This window comes from Phorcysia thermohydrogeniphila (assembly GCF_004339575.1).
In the GTDB taxonomy this organism is placed as follows: domain Bacteria; phylum Aquificota; class Aquificia; order Desulfurobacteriales; family Desulfurobacteriaceae; genus Phorcysia; species Phorcysia thermohydrogeniphila.
Map to the genome: position 1 here is coordinate 207,347 of NZ_SMFV01000002.1, position 11,810 is coordinate 219,156.

Annotated in this window: 17 protein-coding genes; 16 read left to right on the plus strand and 1 reads right to left on the minus strand. The window is 46.3% G+C overall.

Annotation, left to right across the window (positions count from 1 at the left end):
* Positions 1 to 14: 14 nt before the first annotated feature.
* The 5 genes from gspG (CLV27_RS03670) to CLV27_RS03690 are packed head-to-tail and all read left to right on the plus strand — an operon-like array spanning position 15 to position 3,239.
* Complete coding sequence (gene gspG, locus CLV27_RS03670; RefSeq protein WP_132525941.1) at positions 15 to 419, plus strand: type II secretion system major pseudopilin GspG; 405 nt, start codon at positions 15 to 17, stop codon at positions 417 to 419.
* Complete coding sequence (rlmB, locus tag CLV27_RS03675) at positions 419 to 1,132, plus strand: 23S rRNA (guanosine(2251)-2'-O)-methyltransferase RlmB (protein WP_132525943.1); 714 nt, start codon at positions 419 to 421, stop codon at positions 1,130 to 1,132. Before gspG (CLV27_RS03670) ends, rlmB (CLV27_RS03675) begins: the two co-directional genes overlap by 1 nt.
* A gap of 10 nt (positions 1,133 to 1,142) precedes the next feature.
* Positions 1,143 to 1,541 (plus strand): hypothetical protein, encoded by a 399-nt coding sequence (locus tag CLV27_RS03680; protein ID WP_132525944.1) that lies wholly within the window; start codon positions 1,143 to 1,145, stop codon positions 1,539 to 1,541.
* Positions 1,538 to 2,542 carry a two-component system sensor histidine kinase NtrB gene (locus CLV27_RS03685; protein ID WP_132525946.1) on the plus strand — a complete coding sequence of 335 codons (1,005 nt, stop codon included), beginning with the start codon at positions 1,538 to 1,540 and terminating at the stop codon, positions 2,540 to 2,542. The genes CLV27_RS03680 and CLV27_RS03685 overlap by 4 nt, the downstream gene beginning before the upstream one ends.
* Complete coding sequence (locus CLV27_RS03690) at positions 2,517 to 3,239, plus strand: sigma-54-dependent transcriptional regulator (protein WP_132525948.1); 723 nt, start codon at positions 2,517 to 2,519, stop codon at positions 3,237 to 3,239. The genes CLV27_RS03685 and CLV27_RS03690 overlap by 26 nt, the downstream gene beginning before the upstream one ends.
* Here the strand turns inward: CLV27_RS03690 and CLV27_RS03695 are convergent.
* Positions 3,150 to 3,353 carry a hypothetical protein gene (locus tag CLV27_RS03695; RefSeq protein WP_207891601.1) on the minus strand — a complete coding sequence of 68 codons (204 nt, stop codon included), beginning with the start codon at positions 3,351 to 3,353 and terminating at the stop codon, positions 3,150 to 3,152. The two genes, CLV27_RS03690 and CLV27_RS03695, sit on opposite strands and share 90 nt — an antisense overlap.
* Before the next feature lie 121 nt (positions 3,354 to 3,474).
* On the opposite strand from CLV27_RS03695, the gene CLV27_RS03700 reads away from it, so the two are divergent.
* The 11 genes from CLV27_RS03700 to CLV27_RS03750 all read left to right on the plus strand — a co-directional run bounded on the left by CLV27_RS03700 (position 3,475) and on the right by CLV27_RS03750 (position 11,808).
* On the plus strand, positions 3,475 to 4,260 hold the full coding sequence (locus CLV27_RS03700; RefSeq protein WP_243644863.1) for an MlaE family ABC transporter permease: 786 nt from the start codon (positions 3,475 to 3,477) through the stop codon (positions 4,258 to 4,260).
* Complete coding sequence (locus CLV27_RS03705) at positions 4,257 to 5,021, plus strand: ABC transporter ATP-binding protein (protein WP_132525935.1); 765 nt, start codon at positions 4,257 to 4,259, stop codon at positions 5,019 to 5,021. Before CLV27_RS03700 ends, CLV27_RS03705 begins: the two co-directional genes overlap by 4 nt.
* 2 nt (positions 5,022 to 5,023) lie before the next feature.
* Positions 5,024 to 6,607: an MlaD family protein gene (locus CLV27_RS03710; RefSeq protein WP_132525937.1), complete on the plus strand. Its 1,584-nt coding sequence runs from the start codon at positions 5,024 to 5,026 to the stop codon at positions 6,605 to 6,607.
* Complete coding sequence (gene hisH, locus CLV27_RS03715; protein ID WP_132525939.1) at positions 6,604 to 7,221, plus strand: imidazole glycerol phosphate synthase subunit HisH; 618 nt, start codon at positions 6,604 to 6,606, stop codon at positions 7,219 to 7,221. Before CLV27_RS03710 ends, hisH begins: the two co-directional genes overlap by 4 nt.
* A 16-nt stretch (positions 7,222 to 7,237) precedes the next feature.
* The gene (gene gspG / locus CLV27_RS03720) at positions 7,238 to 7,642 is read left to right on the plus strand and encodes a type II secretion system major pseudopilin GspG (RefSeq protein ID WP_132525941.1); all 405 of its coding nucleotides are present in this window, start codon (positions 7,238 to 7,240) and stop codon (positions 7,640 to 7,642) included.
* Positions 7,642 to 8,355 carry a 23S rRNA (guanosine(2251)-2'-O)-methyltransferase RlmB gene (gene rlmB, locus CLV27_RS03725; protein ID WP_132525943.1) on the plus strand — a complete coding sequence of 238 codons (714 nt, stop codon included), beginning with the start codon at positions 7,642 to 7,644 and terminating at the stop codon, positions 8,353 to 8,355. Before gspG (CLV27_RS03720) ends, rlmB (CLV27_RS03725) begins: the two co-directional genes overlap by 1 nt.
* Positions 8,356 to 8,365: 10 nt before the next feature.
* Positions 8,366 to 8,764, plus strand: a complete 399-nt coding sequence (locus tag CLV27_RS03730) for a hypothetical protein (RefSeq protein WP_132525944.1) — start codon at positions 8,366 to 8,368, stop codon at positions 8,762 to 8,764.
* On the plus strand, positions 8,761 to 9,765 hold the full coding sequence (locus CLV27_RS03735) for a two-component system sensor histidine kinase NtrB (protein WP_132525946.1): 1,005 nt from the start codon (positions 8,761 to 8,763) through the stop codon (positions 9,763 to 9,765). Before CLV27_RS03730 ends, CLV27_RS03735 begins: the two co-directional genes overlap by 4 nt.
* Positions 9,740 to 11,110, plus strand: a complete 1,371-nt coding sequence (locus CLV27_RS03740; RefSeq protein WP_132525950.1) for a sigma-54-dependent transcriptional regulator — start codon at positions 9,740 to 9,742, stop codon at positions 11,108 to 11,110. Before CLV27_RS03735 ends, CLV27_RS03740 begins: the two co-directional genes overlap by 26 nt.
* Before the next feature lie 95 nt (positions 11,111 to 11,205).
* Positions 11,206 to 11,463, plus strand: coding sequence for a 4Fe-4S binding protein (locus CLV27_RS03745; protein ID WP_132525952.1), 258 nt, complete (start codon positions 11,206 to 11,208; stop codon positions 11,461 to 11,463).
* A gap of 21 nt (positions 11,464 to 11,484) precedes the next feature.
* Positions 11,485 to 11,808 (plus strand): ATP-binding protein, encoded by a 324-nt coding sequence (locus CLV27_RS03750; RefSeq protein WP_132525954.1) that lies wholly within the window; start codon positions 11,485 to 11,487, stop codon positions 11,806 to 11,808.
* The last annotated feature ends 2 nt before the right edge of the window (positions 11,809 to 11,810 follow it).

The following is an 11,810-nucleotide window of genomic DNA, read 5'->3' on the forward strand; positions in this document are numbered from 1 at the left end:
ATGGGGGGTATAGAATGAAAAAGCTTAGGGCTGGTTTCACTCTCATAGAGCTCATGATTGTAATCGTTATACTCGGTCTCCTCGCTGCTTTGGTCGCTCCAAAGTTCTTAAAGAGTGGAGAGGAAGCAAAGGTTACGACGACTCAGGTTCAGATGAAGAACGTTGAACAGGCGTTAAAGCTCTATAAACTTCACAACTCCGTTTACCCTACGACTGAGCAGGGCTTAAAAGCACTTGTTGAAAAGCCTGAAACGGAGCCCGTTCCCAAGAACTGGAAAGGGCCTTACATGGATGAAGTCCCGAAGGACGCTTGGGGCAACGAGTTTATTTACATTTCTGATGGCAAACATTTTACCCTTATCTCTCCCGGCCCTGACGGTGAAGAGGGAACAGAGGACGACATAAAGGTGAGCAAGTAATGGTTATATACGGCGTTAACCCTGTAGCTGAGGCGGTAAGGGCTGGATATCCCATCCTTAAGGTTTTTATTGAGGAAGGTTTTAAGGACAGGGAAAAGGTTCTTCCCCTCCTTAAAAAGAGGGGCGTTAAGGTTGTAAAGGCCGGTAAGAAGAAACTATTGGCCTTGGCAAAGACTGAAAAGCATCAGGGAATAGTTGCTGTTGTCTCCCCAGTAGAGCCTGCAGACTTTGGGGAGCTCCTTGACATGACGATTTCAACTAATGGCTGTCTCCTCTTCCTTGACAGGATAGAGGACCCCCACAACCTTGGGGCAATCTTCCGCTCTGCCGACGCCTTTGGAGTTACTGGAATTGTCCTACCGAAGGATAGGAGTGCCAGCATTACAGAAACCGTCGTTAAGGCATCAACGGGAGCTGTTTTCTATGTTCCCTTTGCCGTTGTTGGGAGTTTTGTCAACGCCCTTAGGGAGTTTAAGGAGGCAGGGGGCTGGCTCATTGGACTTGAGGCCGGTGGGAAGAGCGTAGCTTCCTACCAGTTCCCTTTTCCCCTCGGGCTTGTAGCCGGTTCTGAAGGAAAGGGAATTTCAAGGAGCGCCCTAAAACAGCTTGATGATGTTGTCTCTATTCCAATGAGGGGACACGTTAATTCCCTCAACGTCTCTAATGCTGTAGCGATAGGATTATATTTAGTATCCCAACAACAAGGCACTTGAAGGAGGAAAGATGGAAAACCTTAAGGGAAAACTCGTTTTTATTCAGACGGCAGGTGGAGATAGCGTTATACCCTCTTCTGGGATTATTGGCGTTATTGAGGATGTTACGCCGGAGTACGTGAAGCTAAAGGATGCAGGTGTCTTTGCTCTCCTTCCAACGACAAAGGGAGCTCAGGCGACGATTATGCCCTTAGACCCAACTGCAAATGAGCCGGTTGAGGCCTACATACTGAAAAGCCAGATAGTTGCAATTATTCCTGTTGGTGACAGGTCAAGGCTTAAGGAGTTCCACCAGCAGTTTAAGGCGGCAGCTGCCGGAATAGAGCTTGCCTCTCCGGGCTCTATAGACCTTTCAAAGATAAAGGAGTTTCCAAAAGGTGGTGGTAAAGGAGGATTATCCCTTACGTGAAAGGTGAGGATATCCTCTTTTCAATCCCCTTCCCGGTTGCCATAACCGACGGGGAGGGGAGGATTACTAACGTCAACCAGAAGTTTGAGATACTCGTAAACAGGTCGTTTAAGTACCTTGAAGGAAAGAAACTCTCTTCCTTTTTCAGGAGAGCTCCCGATATAGATAGAAAAATATCAGAGGCTTTTTCTAACCTCGTTGAAGTTTTAGGTTTTAAGGACGGCCAATACTTCTTGAACTTTGCTCCCTTTTTTATTTCCTCAGAGGTAAAAGGGGTCATAGTTGTCGTTCAGCCAGCTCCAGAGAGTCCCTTTGAGAAGGACATAGTTGCCTTCCTTAAGGGGCTTTCCCACGAGATAAGGAATCCTCTAAGTGGGATAAAGGGAGCTGCGAAGTGTTTAAAGGAGCTTAAGCTCTATGACGAGGAACTTGTGTCTGTCCTTATAGAGGAGACGGAGCGTATAGAGAGGCTGTTAAATAACGTCGTTAAGAGCTTTGACTTTTCGGTTCTGAACTTAAAAGAGGTGAATATCCATAAGATTATTCAGTTGGTCGTTAAGCTCTTTGAGGCTGAGTTGAGGGAGAGTGGCGTTAACGTTGTGTACGACTTTGACCCCTCTCTCCCGGAGATTCTACTTGACCCTGATAGAATCACTCAGGCCCTCATTAACGTCTTTAAGAATGCTCTTGAAGCAGTTACGGAGTCTTCCAGAAAGGAGGTAAGGATAGAGACAGGTTACGCTATTCATCCCTCTGGATTCATATTTATAAGGGTCAAAGATTCGGGTGTTGGTATGAGCGAGGAAGAGCTTGCCAACCTGTTTCTTCCCTTCTACACCACAAAGGAAAAGGGAAGTGGTCTTGGAGCTTTTATTACTAACGAGATAGTGAGAAGGCACGGTGGAGAGATAAGAGTAAAGAGCGAGAAAGGGAAGGGCACGGAAGTAACAATACTTTTGCCGATGAAGAGGAGTGATGGCAAGGATACTAATAGCCGATGATGAAAGGAGCATAAGGTTAGTACTCAGGAAGTACCTCCAGTCTCAGGGGCACGAGGTTCTTGAGGTTGAGGACGGCCAGAGGGCTTTGGAGATTTTAAAGAGCTCTCCAGTTGACGTTGCCTTTGTTGACATAAAAATGCCGGCTAAGAGTGGCTTAGAGATACTGGACGAGGTTAAAGAGGTTCCCATAGTAATCCTTACCGCCTACGGGACTATGGACTACACCGTTTCTGCAATGGAAAAGGGTGCTGTTGACTACATAACAAAGCCTTTTTCCTTTGAAGAGATAAAGGAGATTCTGGATAAGGTTCTCTCTTCCCACTCTCAAGGGGTGGAAACGGCTGAGGCTTCCGAGGAGATAGTCGGAACGAGCCGTAAAATGCAGGAGGTCTTTAAACTTGTAGGTAGGGTAGCCAAGAGCGACGTTACTGTTTTAATAACCGGTGAAAGTGGCACTGGGAAAGAGCTGATAGCCAAGGCCATTCATAAGTATTCGGACAGAAAAGACAAGCCCTTCCTCGCCGTTAACTGTGCTGCTCTTCCGCCTAACCTCCTTGAGGCGGAGCTCTTTGGCTATGAGAGAGGAGCCTTCACAGGGGCAGTCTCCTCAAAGAAGGGACTTTTTGAGCAGGCAAATGGAGGGACGCTCTTCCTTGTCCTTGTGCCTTCCGAATTTCTTGATGAGCTCTCCGGCTGATGCTGTTACGTTGTAGTTGTATGCGTAAGGTTCATAACCGAGCTCCTTAAGTTTTTGAGCCTTTTCTTTCCTCTGTTCAACTATCTTCTGCTCAAGGCTTCTCTCCTCAGCCATTTCTCCTCTCCTTTTGCTTGGTAGTTTGTTAGCTAAAGTTTAGGAAATATAGCTTAATCTTCCTAAAATCAAGGTGGTAAGGTTGTATAATTGCAAAAGTCTAATCTTTCGGAGTATGTGGGTGTTAGTAGGGTTATTTGAGGCAGTAGGTAGGAAAGTCATAGAATTTTTGGAGTTTTGGGGGAAATGGTTCATCATTTCGCTAAAGGCGCTCTTTCTTGCTTTCAGAAGGCCGTTTCGGTTCAAACGTTACATTTACTACTTGGCTACCATAGGAACCGACTCTCTGCCGGTTATAGCTATAACCTCCTTCTTTACTGGAGGCGTTATCGCCCTTGAAACTTACGTTGCCTTTCACCGCTTTAACGCTGAGTATATGATAGGAGGGGTTGTTGCAATTTCAATGGCGAGGGAGCTGGCCCCTGTTCTCTCTGCCCTGCTTGTAACTGCCCGCGCCGGCTCTGCCATGGCTGCAGAGATTGGAACGATGAAGGTTACAGAGCAGATAGACGCCTTAGAGATGATGGCCGTTAATCCAATCAAGTATCTAATTACCCCGAGAGTTTACACGACTGTCATAGCTGTTACAGTTCTCACGCTAATCTCTGACATCGTTGGTTATATCGGCGGGTACATCATCAGCATTTACCTGTTTGATGTTAATAAAACCCTTTACATGCGCTATACCGAAATCCTTGCGGAGATGGATGACGTTTACCATGGCCTGATAAAGGCGGCGATTTTCGGTTTCCTCATTGCGACCATAAGCTGTCTTTACGGGTACTCTACAAGGGGTGGTGCAAAGGGTGTTGGAGAGTCCACAACGAGGGCGGTTGTTACGTCTTCAATAGCGATTCTCATATTTGACTACCTGATAACCTACGTAATGAGGCTCTTTGACCTATGAAAGAGGCAATAGTTGTTGAAGATCTCAAAAAATCTTTCGGGACAAATGTTGTCCACGATGGGGTTTCTTTTACTGTTTACGACGGTGAGATCTTTGTCGTAATAGGGCCTTCGGGAACGGGTAAGAGTGTTCTCCTAAAGCAGATTGCGGGACTACTCAAGCCAGATTCTGGGAAAATCTACGTTTACGGAATGGATGTCCTGAATTTAAGTGGCGAGGAGTTTATAAGATTTCGGGAAACCTTAACTTACGTGTTCCAGAATGGAGCTCTCTTTGATTCCCTTCCCGTCTGGTACAACGTTGCCTTCTACCTTGTAGAGAAGAAGGGGATTAAAGAGAAGGAAGCTAGGGAGAAGGCTAAGTATTACCTATCTCTCCTTGGCCTTTCCGGAACGGAAGATTTGTACCCTTCAGAGCTCTCAGGCGGTATGAGAAAGAGGGTTGCCGTTGCGAGGGCTCTCTGTATGAACCCAAGGTGTATCCTCTTTGACGAGCCAACTTCCGGCCTTGACCCGGTTATGACGGCCGTTCTTGACAGGCTCATACTGAAACTGAAGAAGGAGTTTGGGAAGACCTGCGTTGTTGTCAGCCACGATATGACTAGCGCTTTTAGGATAGCTGACAGGATAGCGATTCTGTGGGGCGGTAAAGTTGTTGAGATAGGGACGCCTGAAGAAATAAAGAAGTCAGAAAACCCTGTCGTCAAACAGTTTATAAACGGTGAGCCTGATGGACCGATAACAGCGATGATGGAGCTATAAAGATGGGGAAGCTAACATTAGAGGCCAAAGTAGGGGCGTTTGTCATTCTGAGTTTTATAGGGATTGGCGTTATAGCTACAACTCTTGAACCTTTAAAGTTCAGAGGAGAAAGAGCTGACCAGCGTTATTTCCTTACGTTTAAAAACGTTGCAGGTCTTGAAAAGGACGCTCCCGTAAGGATTGCTGGCGTAACTGTTGGAAAGGTTTCAAGCGTAAATATGAAGGATGGAAAGGCAATAGTTGAAATCGTCTTCTTTAAACCTGTCAAGCTTTACGCCAACGCTAAAGCCCGTATAGAAACTATGGGACTGATGGGAGAGAAGTACATTGAGCTTGACCCCGGAAGTCCTGAAGCCCCAGAACTCCCGCCCGGCTCAAAGCTGGAGAATACGCAGGCTTCGGTCTCAATGGATGAGGTAATGACTTCTTTAAACGAGCTCATTGCCAAGTTTAACGGAGCTCTCCTTACACCGGACGGAAAGAACAGACTTGCCATTCTTATGGAAAGGATTACCCAGCTCTCTGAAAGCGTTGATAGAGCTGTTAACAACATTAATTCTTTGATTGAAGAGAACAGGAAGTCCATTGGGGAAATCGTTAAAAACCTTCTTGCCCTCTCTTCGGTGCTGAAGGAGGAACTTCCACAAGTGATGGACAACGTCAACACCTTGACAAGTCAACTTTCAGAGATCGCCTTAGAGAACAGGGAGGATATAAGGAAGACAGTTATTAACCTTAAACTACTGGCAGAGAGAGTTCCCAAGATAGTAGAAAGAATAGATGGCCTTGTGATAGGAGTTGAAAGGCTTCTGAACGAGCAGAACCTTCAGAATATAGATGAAGCTGTTGAGAACATGAAAGAGATATCGGCGGAGCTCAGAGAGCTCTTGGCAAAGGTGAATAAAGGGGAAGGAACTGTTGGTAAGCTCTTTAACGATGAGGAGCTCTATAATAGCCTTTCAAAAACTGCCAAGACCTTAGGGAAACTTGCCGACAAGTTTGAAGAGACAAGAACCTACATTGGTTTTAGGGGAGACGTAAACTTAAGGACTGGAGACAGCAGAGGAGTCTTCTCGCTAAAAATAGTTCCTTCGGCTGACCACTACTACCTCCTTGAAGTTGTGGGTGACTCACAAGGTAAGCTTGATAGGAAAACCTACTACATTAACTACGGCAGTTCGGTTGAGAAGCGAGAGGAGTTGGAAACCGATTACAGGACCGAATTTACTTTACAGTATGCGAGGGTCTTTGAGGACAGGTGGATACATCCCGGAGGGAAGTTTGTCTTAAGGGGCGGCCTAAAAGAGAGTACCGGCGGTGTTGGACTGGACTACCTTTACAGCGATAGGCTTACCTTTTTCTCTGACCTTTGGGATACCGGCAGGAAGGATAAAAACGGCGAGGATATTGAGCCTCACCTGAGGGTAGGAATTAAGTATAGGCTTGGTGACAACTGGTTTATCTACGGCGGAGGAGATGAGCTCCTCTACAGTAAGTGGAGAGGGTTTTTCGTTGGAGCGGGAGTTATGTTTGGAGATGACGACATTAAATACCTTCTTGGGTCTCTTCCCGGAGGTATAAAGTGATAGTGGTAATAGACTACGGTATGGGAAACCTGCGTAGCGTGAGCAAGGCATTAGAGTTTGTAGGGGCAGAGGTTGTTGTTACAGACGACCCTAAGAAGCTAAAACGTGCAAGTGGGCTTGTCCTTCCCGGCGTTGGAGCTTTTAGGGATGCCGTTCGTAACCTGAAAGAAAGAGGACTTTGGGAGGGTATAGTAGAGGAGGTTGAAAAAGGAAAGCCACTCCTTGGAATCTGCCTTGGGCTTCAGCTCCTCTTTGAAAAGAGTTACGAGTTTGGAGAGACAGAGGGTTTTGGCTTTATAGAGGGGGAAGTTGTTAGGTTTGAGCTTCCAAAGGAATTTAAAATCCCCCATATGGGCTGGAATCAGGTTTACGTGAAGAAGGAGTCGGAGCTCCTAAAAGGCATAAGAGAAGGAGAGTTCTTCTACTTTGTTCACTCCTACTACGTAAAGCCCCGCAGTGAATCTGTAAAGCTTACCGAGACCGATTACGGTATTTACTTTACGTCTGCCGTTGAGAAGGACAACATTTTTGCAACCCAGTTTCATCCAGAAAAAAGTCAAAAGGCTGGCTTAAAGCTCCTAAAGAACTTCTGTGAAATTGTTAGGAAAAGCTGAGGATGGGGGGTATAGAATGAAAAAGCTTAGGGCTGGTTTCACTCTCATAGAGCTCATGATTGTAATCGTTATACTCGGTCTCCTCGCTGCTTTGGTCGCTCCAAAGTTCTTAAAGAGTGGAGAGGAAGCAAAGGTTACGACGACTCAGGTTCAGATGAAGAACGTTGAACAGGCGTTAAAGCTCTATAAACTTCACAACTCCGTTTACCCTACGACTGAGCAGGGCTTAAAAGCACTTGTTGAAAAGCCTGAAACGGAGCCCGTTCCCAAGAACTGGAAAGGGCCTTACATGGATGAAGTCCCGAAGGACGCTTGGGGCAACGAGTTTATTTACATTTCTGATGGCAAACATTTTACCCTTATCTCTCCCGGCCCTGACGGTGAAGAGGGAACAGAGGACGACATAAAGGTGAGCAAGTAATGGTTATATACGGCGTTAACCCTGTAGCTGAGGCGGTAAGGGCTGGATATCCCATCCTTAAGGTTTTTATTGAGGAAGGTTTTAAGGACAGGGAAAAGGTTCTTCCCCTCCTTAAAAAGAGGGGCGTTAAGGTTGTAAAGGCCGGTAAGAAGAAACTATTGGCCTTGGCAAAGACTGAAAAGCATCAGGGAATAGTTGCTGTTGTCTCCCCAGTAGAGCCTGCAGACTTTGGGGAGCTCCTTGACATGACGATTTCAACTAATGGCTGTCTCCTCTTCCTTGACAGGATAGAGGACCCCCACAACCTTGGGGCAATCTTCCGCTCTGCCGACGCCTTTGGAGTTACTGGAATTGTCCTACCGAAGGATAGGAGTGCCAGCATTACAGAAACCGTCGTTAAGGCATCAACGGGAGCTGTTTTCTATGTTCCCTTTGCCGTTGTTGGGAGTTTTGTCAACGCCCTTAGGGAGTTTAAGGAGGCAGGGGGCTGGCTCATTGGACTTGAGGCCGGTGGGAAGAGCGTAGCTTCCTACCAGTTCCCTTTTCCCCTCGGGCTTGTAGCCGGTTCTGAAGGAAAGGGAATTTCAAGGAGCGCCCTAAAACAGCTTGATGATGTTGTCTCTATTCCAATGAGGGGACACGTTAATTCCCTCAACGTCTCTAATGCTGTAGCGATAGGATTATATTTAGTATCCCAACAACAAGGCACTTGAAGGAGGAAAGATGGAAAACCTTAAGGGAAAACTCGTTTTTATTCAGACGGCAGGTGGAGATAGCGTTATACCCTCTTCTGGGATTATTGGCGTTATTGAGGATGTTACGCCGGAGTACGTGAAGCTAAAGGATGCAGGTGTCTTTGCTCTCCTTCCAACGACAAAGGGAGCTCAGGCGACGATTATGCCCTTAGACCCAACTGCAAATGAGCCGGTTGAGGCCTACATACTGAAAAGCCAGATAGTTGCAATTATTCCTGTTGGTGACAGGTCAAGGCTTAAGGAGTTCCACCAGCAGTTTAAGGCGGCAGCTGCCGGAATAGAGCTTGCCTCTCCGGGCTCTATAGACCTTTCAAAGATAAAGGAGTTTCCAAAAGGTGGTGGTAAAGGAGGATTATCCCTTACGTGAAAGGTGAGGATATCCTCTTTTCAATCCCCTTCCCGGTTGCCATAACCGACGGGGAGGGGAGGATTACTAACGTCAACCAGAAGTTTGAGATACTCGTAAACAGGTCGTTTAAGTACCTTGAAGGAAAGAAACTCTCTTCCTTTTTCAGGAGAGCTCCCGATATAGATAGAAAAATATCAGAGGCTTTTTCTAACCTCGTTGAAGTTTTAGGTTTTAAGGACGGCCAATACTTCTTGAACTTTGCTCCCTTTTTTATTTCCTCAGAGGTAAAAGGGGTCATAGTTGTCGTTCAGCCAGCTCCAGAGAGTCCCTTTGAGAAGGACATAGTTGCCTTCCTTAAGGGGCTTTCCCACGAGATAAGGAATCCTCTAAGTGGGATAAAGGGAGCTGCGAAGTGTTTAAAGGAGCTTAAGCTCTATGACGAGGAACTTGTGTCTGTCCTTATAGAGGAGACGGAGCGTATAGAGAGGCTGTTAAATAACGTCGTTAAGAGCTTTGACTTTTCGGTTCTGAACTTAAAAGAGGTGAATATCCATAAGATTATTCAGTTGGTCGTTAAGCTCTTTGAGGCTGAGTTGAGGGAGAGTGGCGTTAACGTTGTGTACGACTTTGACCCCTCTCTCCCGGAGATTCTACTTGACCCTGATAGAATCACTCAGGCCCTCATTAACGTCTTTAAGAATGCTCTTGAAGCAGTTACGGAGTCTTCCAGAAAGGAGGTAAGGATAGAGACAGGTTACGCTATTCATCCCTCTGGATTCATATTTATAAGGGTCAAAGATTCGGGTGTTGGTATGAGCGAGGAAGAGCTTGCCAACCTGTTTCTTCCCTTCTACACCACAAAGGAAAAGGGAAGTGGTCTTGGAGCTTTTATTACTAACGAGATAGTGAGAAGGCACGGTGGAGAGATAAGAGTAAAGAGCGAGAAAGGGAAGGGCACGGAAGTAACAATACTTTTGCCGATGAAGAGGAGTGATGGCAAGGATACTAATAGCCGATGATGAAAGGAGCATAAGGTTAGTACTCAGGAAGTACCTCCAGTCTCAGGGGCACGAGGTTCTTGAGGTTGAGGACGGCCAGAGGGCTTTGGAGATTTTAAAGAGCTCTCCAGTTGACGTTGCCTTTGTTGACATAAAAATGCCGGCTAAGAGTGGCTTAGAGATACTGGACGAGGTTAAAGAGGTTCCCATAGTAATCCTTACCGCCTACGGGACTATGGACTACACCGTTTCTGCAATGGAAAAGGGTGCTGTTGACTACATAACAAAGCCTTTTTCCTTTGAAGAGATAAAGGAGATTCTGGATAAGGTTCTCTCTTCCCACTCTCAAGGGGTGGAAACGGCTGAGGCTTCCGAGGAGATAGTCGGAACGAGCCGTAAAATGCAGGAGGTCTTTAAACTTGTAGGTAGGGTAGCCAAGAGCGACGTTACTGTTTTAATAACCGGTGAAAGTGGCACTGGGAAAGAGCTGATAGCCAAGGCCATTCATAAGTATTCGGACAGAAAAGACAAGCCCTTCCTCGCCGTTAACTGTGCTGCTCTTCCGCCTAACCTCCTTGAGGCGGAGCTCTTTGGCTATGAGAGAGGAGCCTTCACAGGGGCAGTCTCCTCAAAGAAGGGACTTTTTGAGCAGGCAAATGGAGGGACGCTCTTCCTTGACGAGATAGGGGAGCTCCCCTTGGAACTCCAAGCAAAGCTTTTAAGGGTTCTTCAAGAGAAGGAAATTCGCAGAATTGGCGGGGAAAGAACCATAAAAGTTGACGTAAGGATAGTTGCGGCAACAAACAGAAACCTTGAGGAAGAGGTCAAGAAAGGAAACTTTAGAGAAGACCTTTTCTTCCGGCTTAACGTAGTAACGATAGAGCTCCCCCCTCTTAGAGAGAGGAGGGAGGACATCATACCCCTTGCGCTCTACTTTATCAGGAAGTTTTCAAGGGAGTTCAAGCTGCCGGTTAAGGAGCTTACAGAGAGGGCAGTTGAATGGCTCATGAGCTACGAGTTTCCGGGAAACGTAAGGGAGCTTGAAAACATGATACTGAGGGCTATGATTGTTTCTCCTACTAACGTTATAGACGTTGAGGACCTTAAACCTTCTCTAACTTCCCGAAAGACTCCCTCCTTTGAGGAGGCGATAAAGAACTTTGTCGTTGAAGTTTTTACCTTGGAGCAGAAAGAAAAGAGCAACCTTTACGAGCTCGTTGTAAAGAGTGCAGAGAAGATACTGATTTCGGAAGTACTACGTTTCTGTGGCTTTAACCAGCAAAGGGCAGCTTCTGTTCTCGGCATCCACAGGAACACTCTTAGGAGGAAGATAAAGGAGTTCGGAATAGAAGTGGGAAAGGATTGATGTATCTCAATTTCTTTTCATCGTAGTATGTTTATATTAAACTTTGAAGCTTTTAAGAACGTTATACCTATTCTGAAGTTCGGAAGGTCTGATGAATGAAGTACCCCTTTGGTAAGGACAGGAAGGGCAGGATAATACTATGTCAGGATGGTTCTCCCTTTCTTCCTCAGTATCCCGGGGGAATAGACCCCTCCCGGTGTACTGGGTGCAGGGAGTGCGTGGAGGTATGCCCGCAAGGGTGTATAGAACTTCAGGAGATAGAAGGAAAACAGGTAGCAGTTTTAATTAGTTTGGATTTTTGCATAGGCGACGGAATATGCAAGATGATCTGTCCTGAGGATGCTTTCTTGTGAGGTATCGGTTGCTCCTCCAGTTTGGAGGATATAGAGGTTAGGATAGAGGACCTGATTTCTGATGCTGATGGTAACTACGCCTACCTTACGTTTGGTGGTCACCTTTATACTCCTTTTTTCCTTGAAACGATAGATAGGGAAAAGTGTCAGAACTGTGAACGTTGCCTACAGATGTGCGATACCCGTGGAATTGATGATGACGGTAACGTTGTTCCGGCCTTTCCTGAAATCTGTAGCGGCTGTATGCACTGCGTAAATGCTTGTCCTTCACAGAGCGTAAAAGTGCGTCCCATTCCCCTTCAGGAAATGATAAAGAGAGTAAAAGCACGGATGAAAAACAAGTAATC

Bases quoted from the DNA above. Each gene is read 5' to 3' on its own strand.
- CLV27_RS03730 (WP_132525944.1), top strand. From the start codon at position 8,366: ATGGAAAACCTTAAGGGAAAACTCGTTTTTATTCAGACGGCAGGTGGA.
- rlmB (WP_132525943.1), top strand. From the start codon at position 7,642: ATGGTTATATACGGCGTTAACCCTGTAGCTGAGGCGGTAAGGGCTGGA.
- gspG (WP_132525941.1), top strand. From the start codon at position 15: ATGAAAAAGCTTAGGGCTGGTTTCACTCTCATAGAGCTCATGATTGTA.
- CLV27_RS03695 (WP_207891601.1), bottom strand. From the start codon at position 3,353: ATGGCTGAGGAGAGAAGCCTTGAGCAGAAGATAGTTGAACAGAGGAAA.
- CLV27_RS03740 (WP_132525950.1), top strand. From the start codon at position 9,740: ATGGCAAGGATACTAATAGCCGATGATGAAAGGAGCATAAGGTTAGTA.
- CLV27_RS03710 (WP_132525937.1), top strand. From the start codon at position 5,024: ATGGGGAAGCTAACATTAGAGGCCAAAGTAGGGGCGTTTGTCATTCTG.
- CLV27_RS03705 (WP_132525935.1), top strand. From the start codon at position 4,257: ATGAAAGAGGCAATAGTTGTTGAAGATCTCAAAAAATCTTTCGGGACA.
- CLV27_RS03690 (WP_132525948.1), top strand. From the start codon at position 2,517: ATGGCAAGGATACTAATAGCCGATGATGAAAGGAGCATAAGGTTAGTA.
- CLV27_RS03745 (WP_132525952.1), top strand. From the start codon at position 11,206: ATGAAGTACCCCTTTGGTAAGGACAGGAAGGGCAGGATAATACTATGT.
- CLV27_RS03680 (WP_132525944.1), top strand. From the start codon at position 1,143: ATGGAAAACCTTAAGGGAAAACTCGTTTTTATTCAGACGGCAGGTGGA.
- gspG (WP_132525941.1), top strand. From the start codon at position 7,238: ATGAAAAAGCTTAGGGCTGGTTTCACTCTCATAGAGCTCATGATTGTA.
- rlmB (WP_132525943.1), top strand. From the start codon at position 419: ATGGTTATATACGGCGTTAACCCTGTAGCTGAGGCGGTAAGGGCTGGA.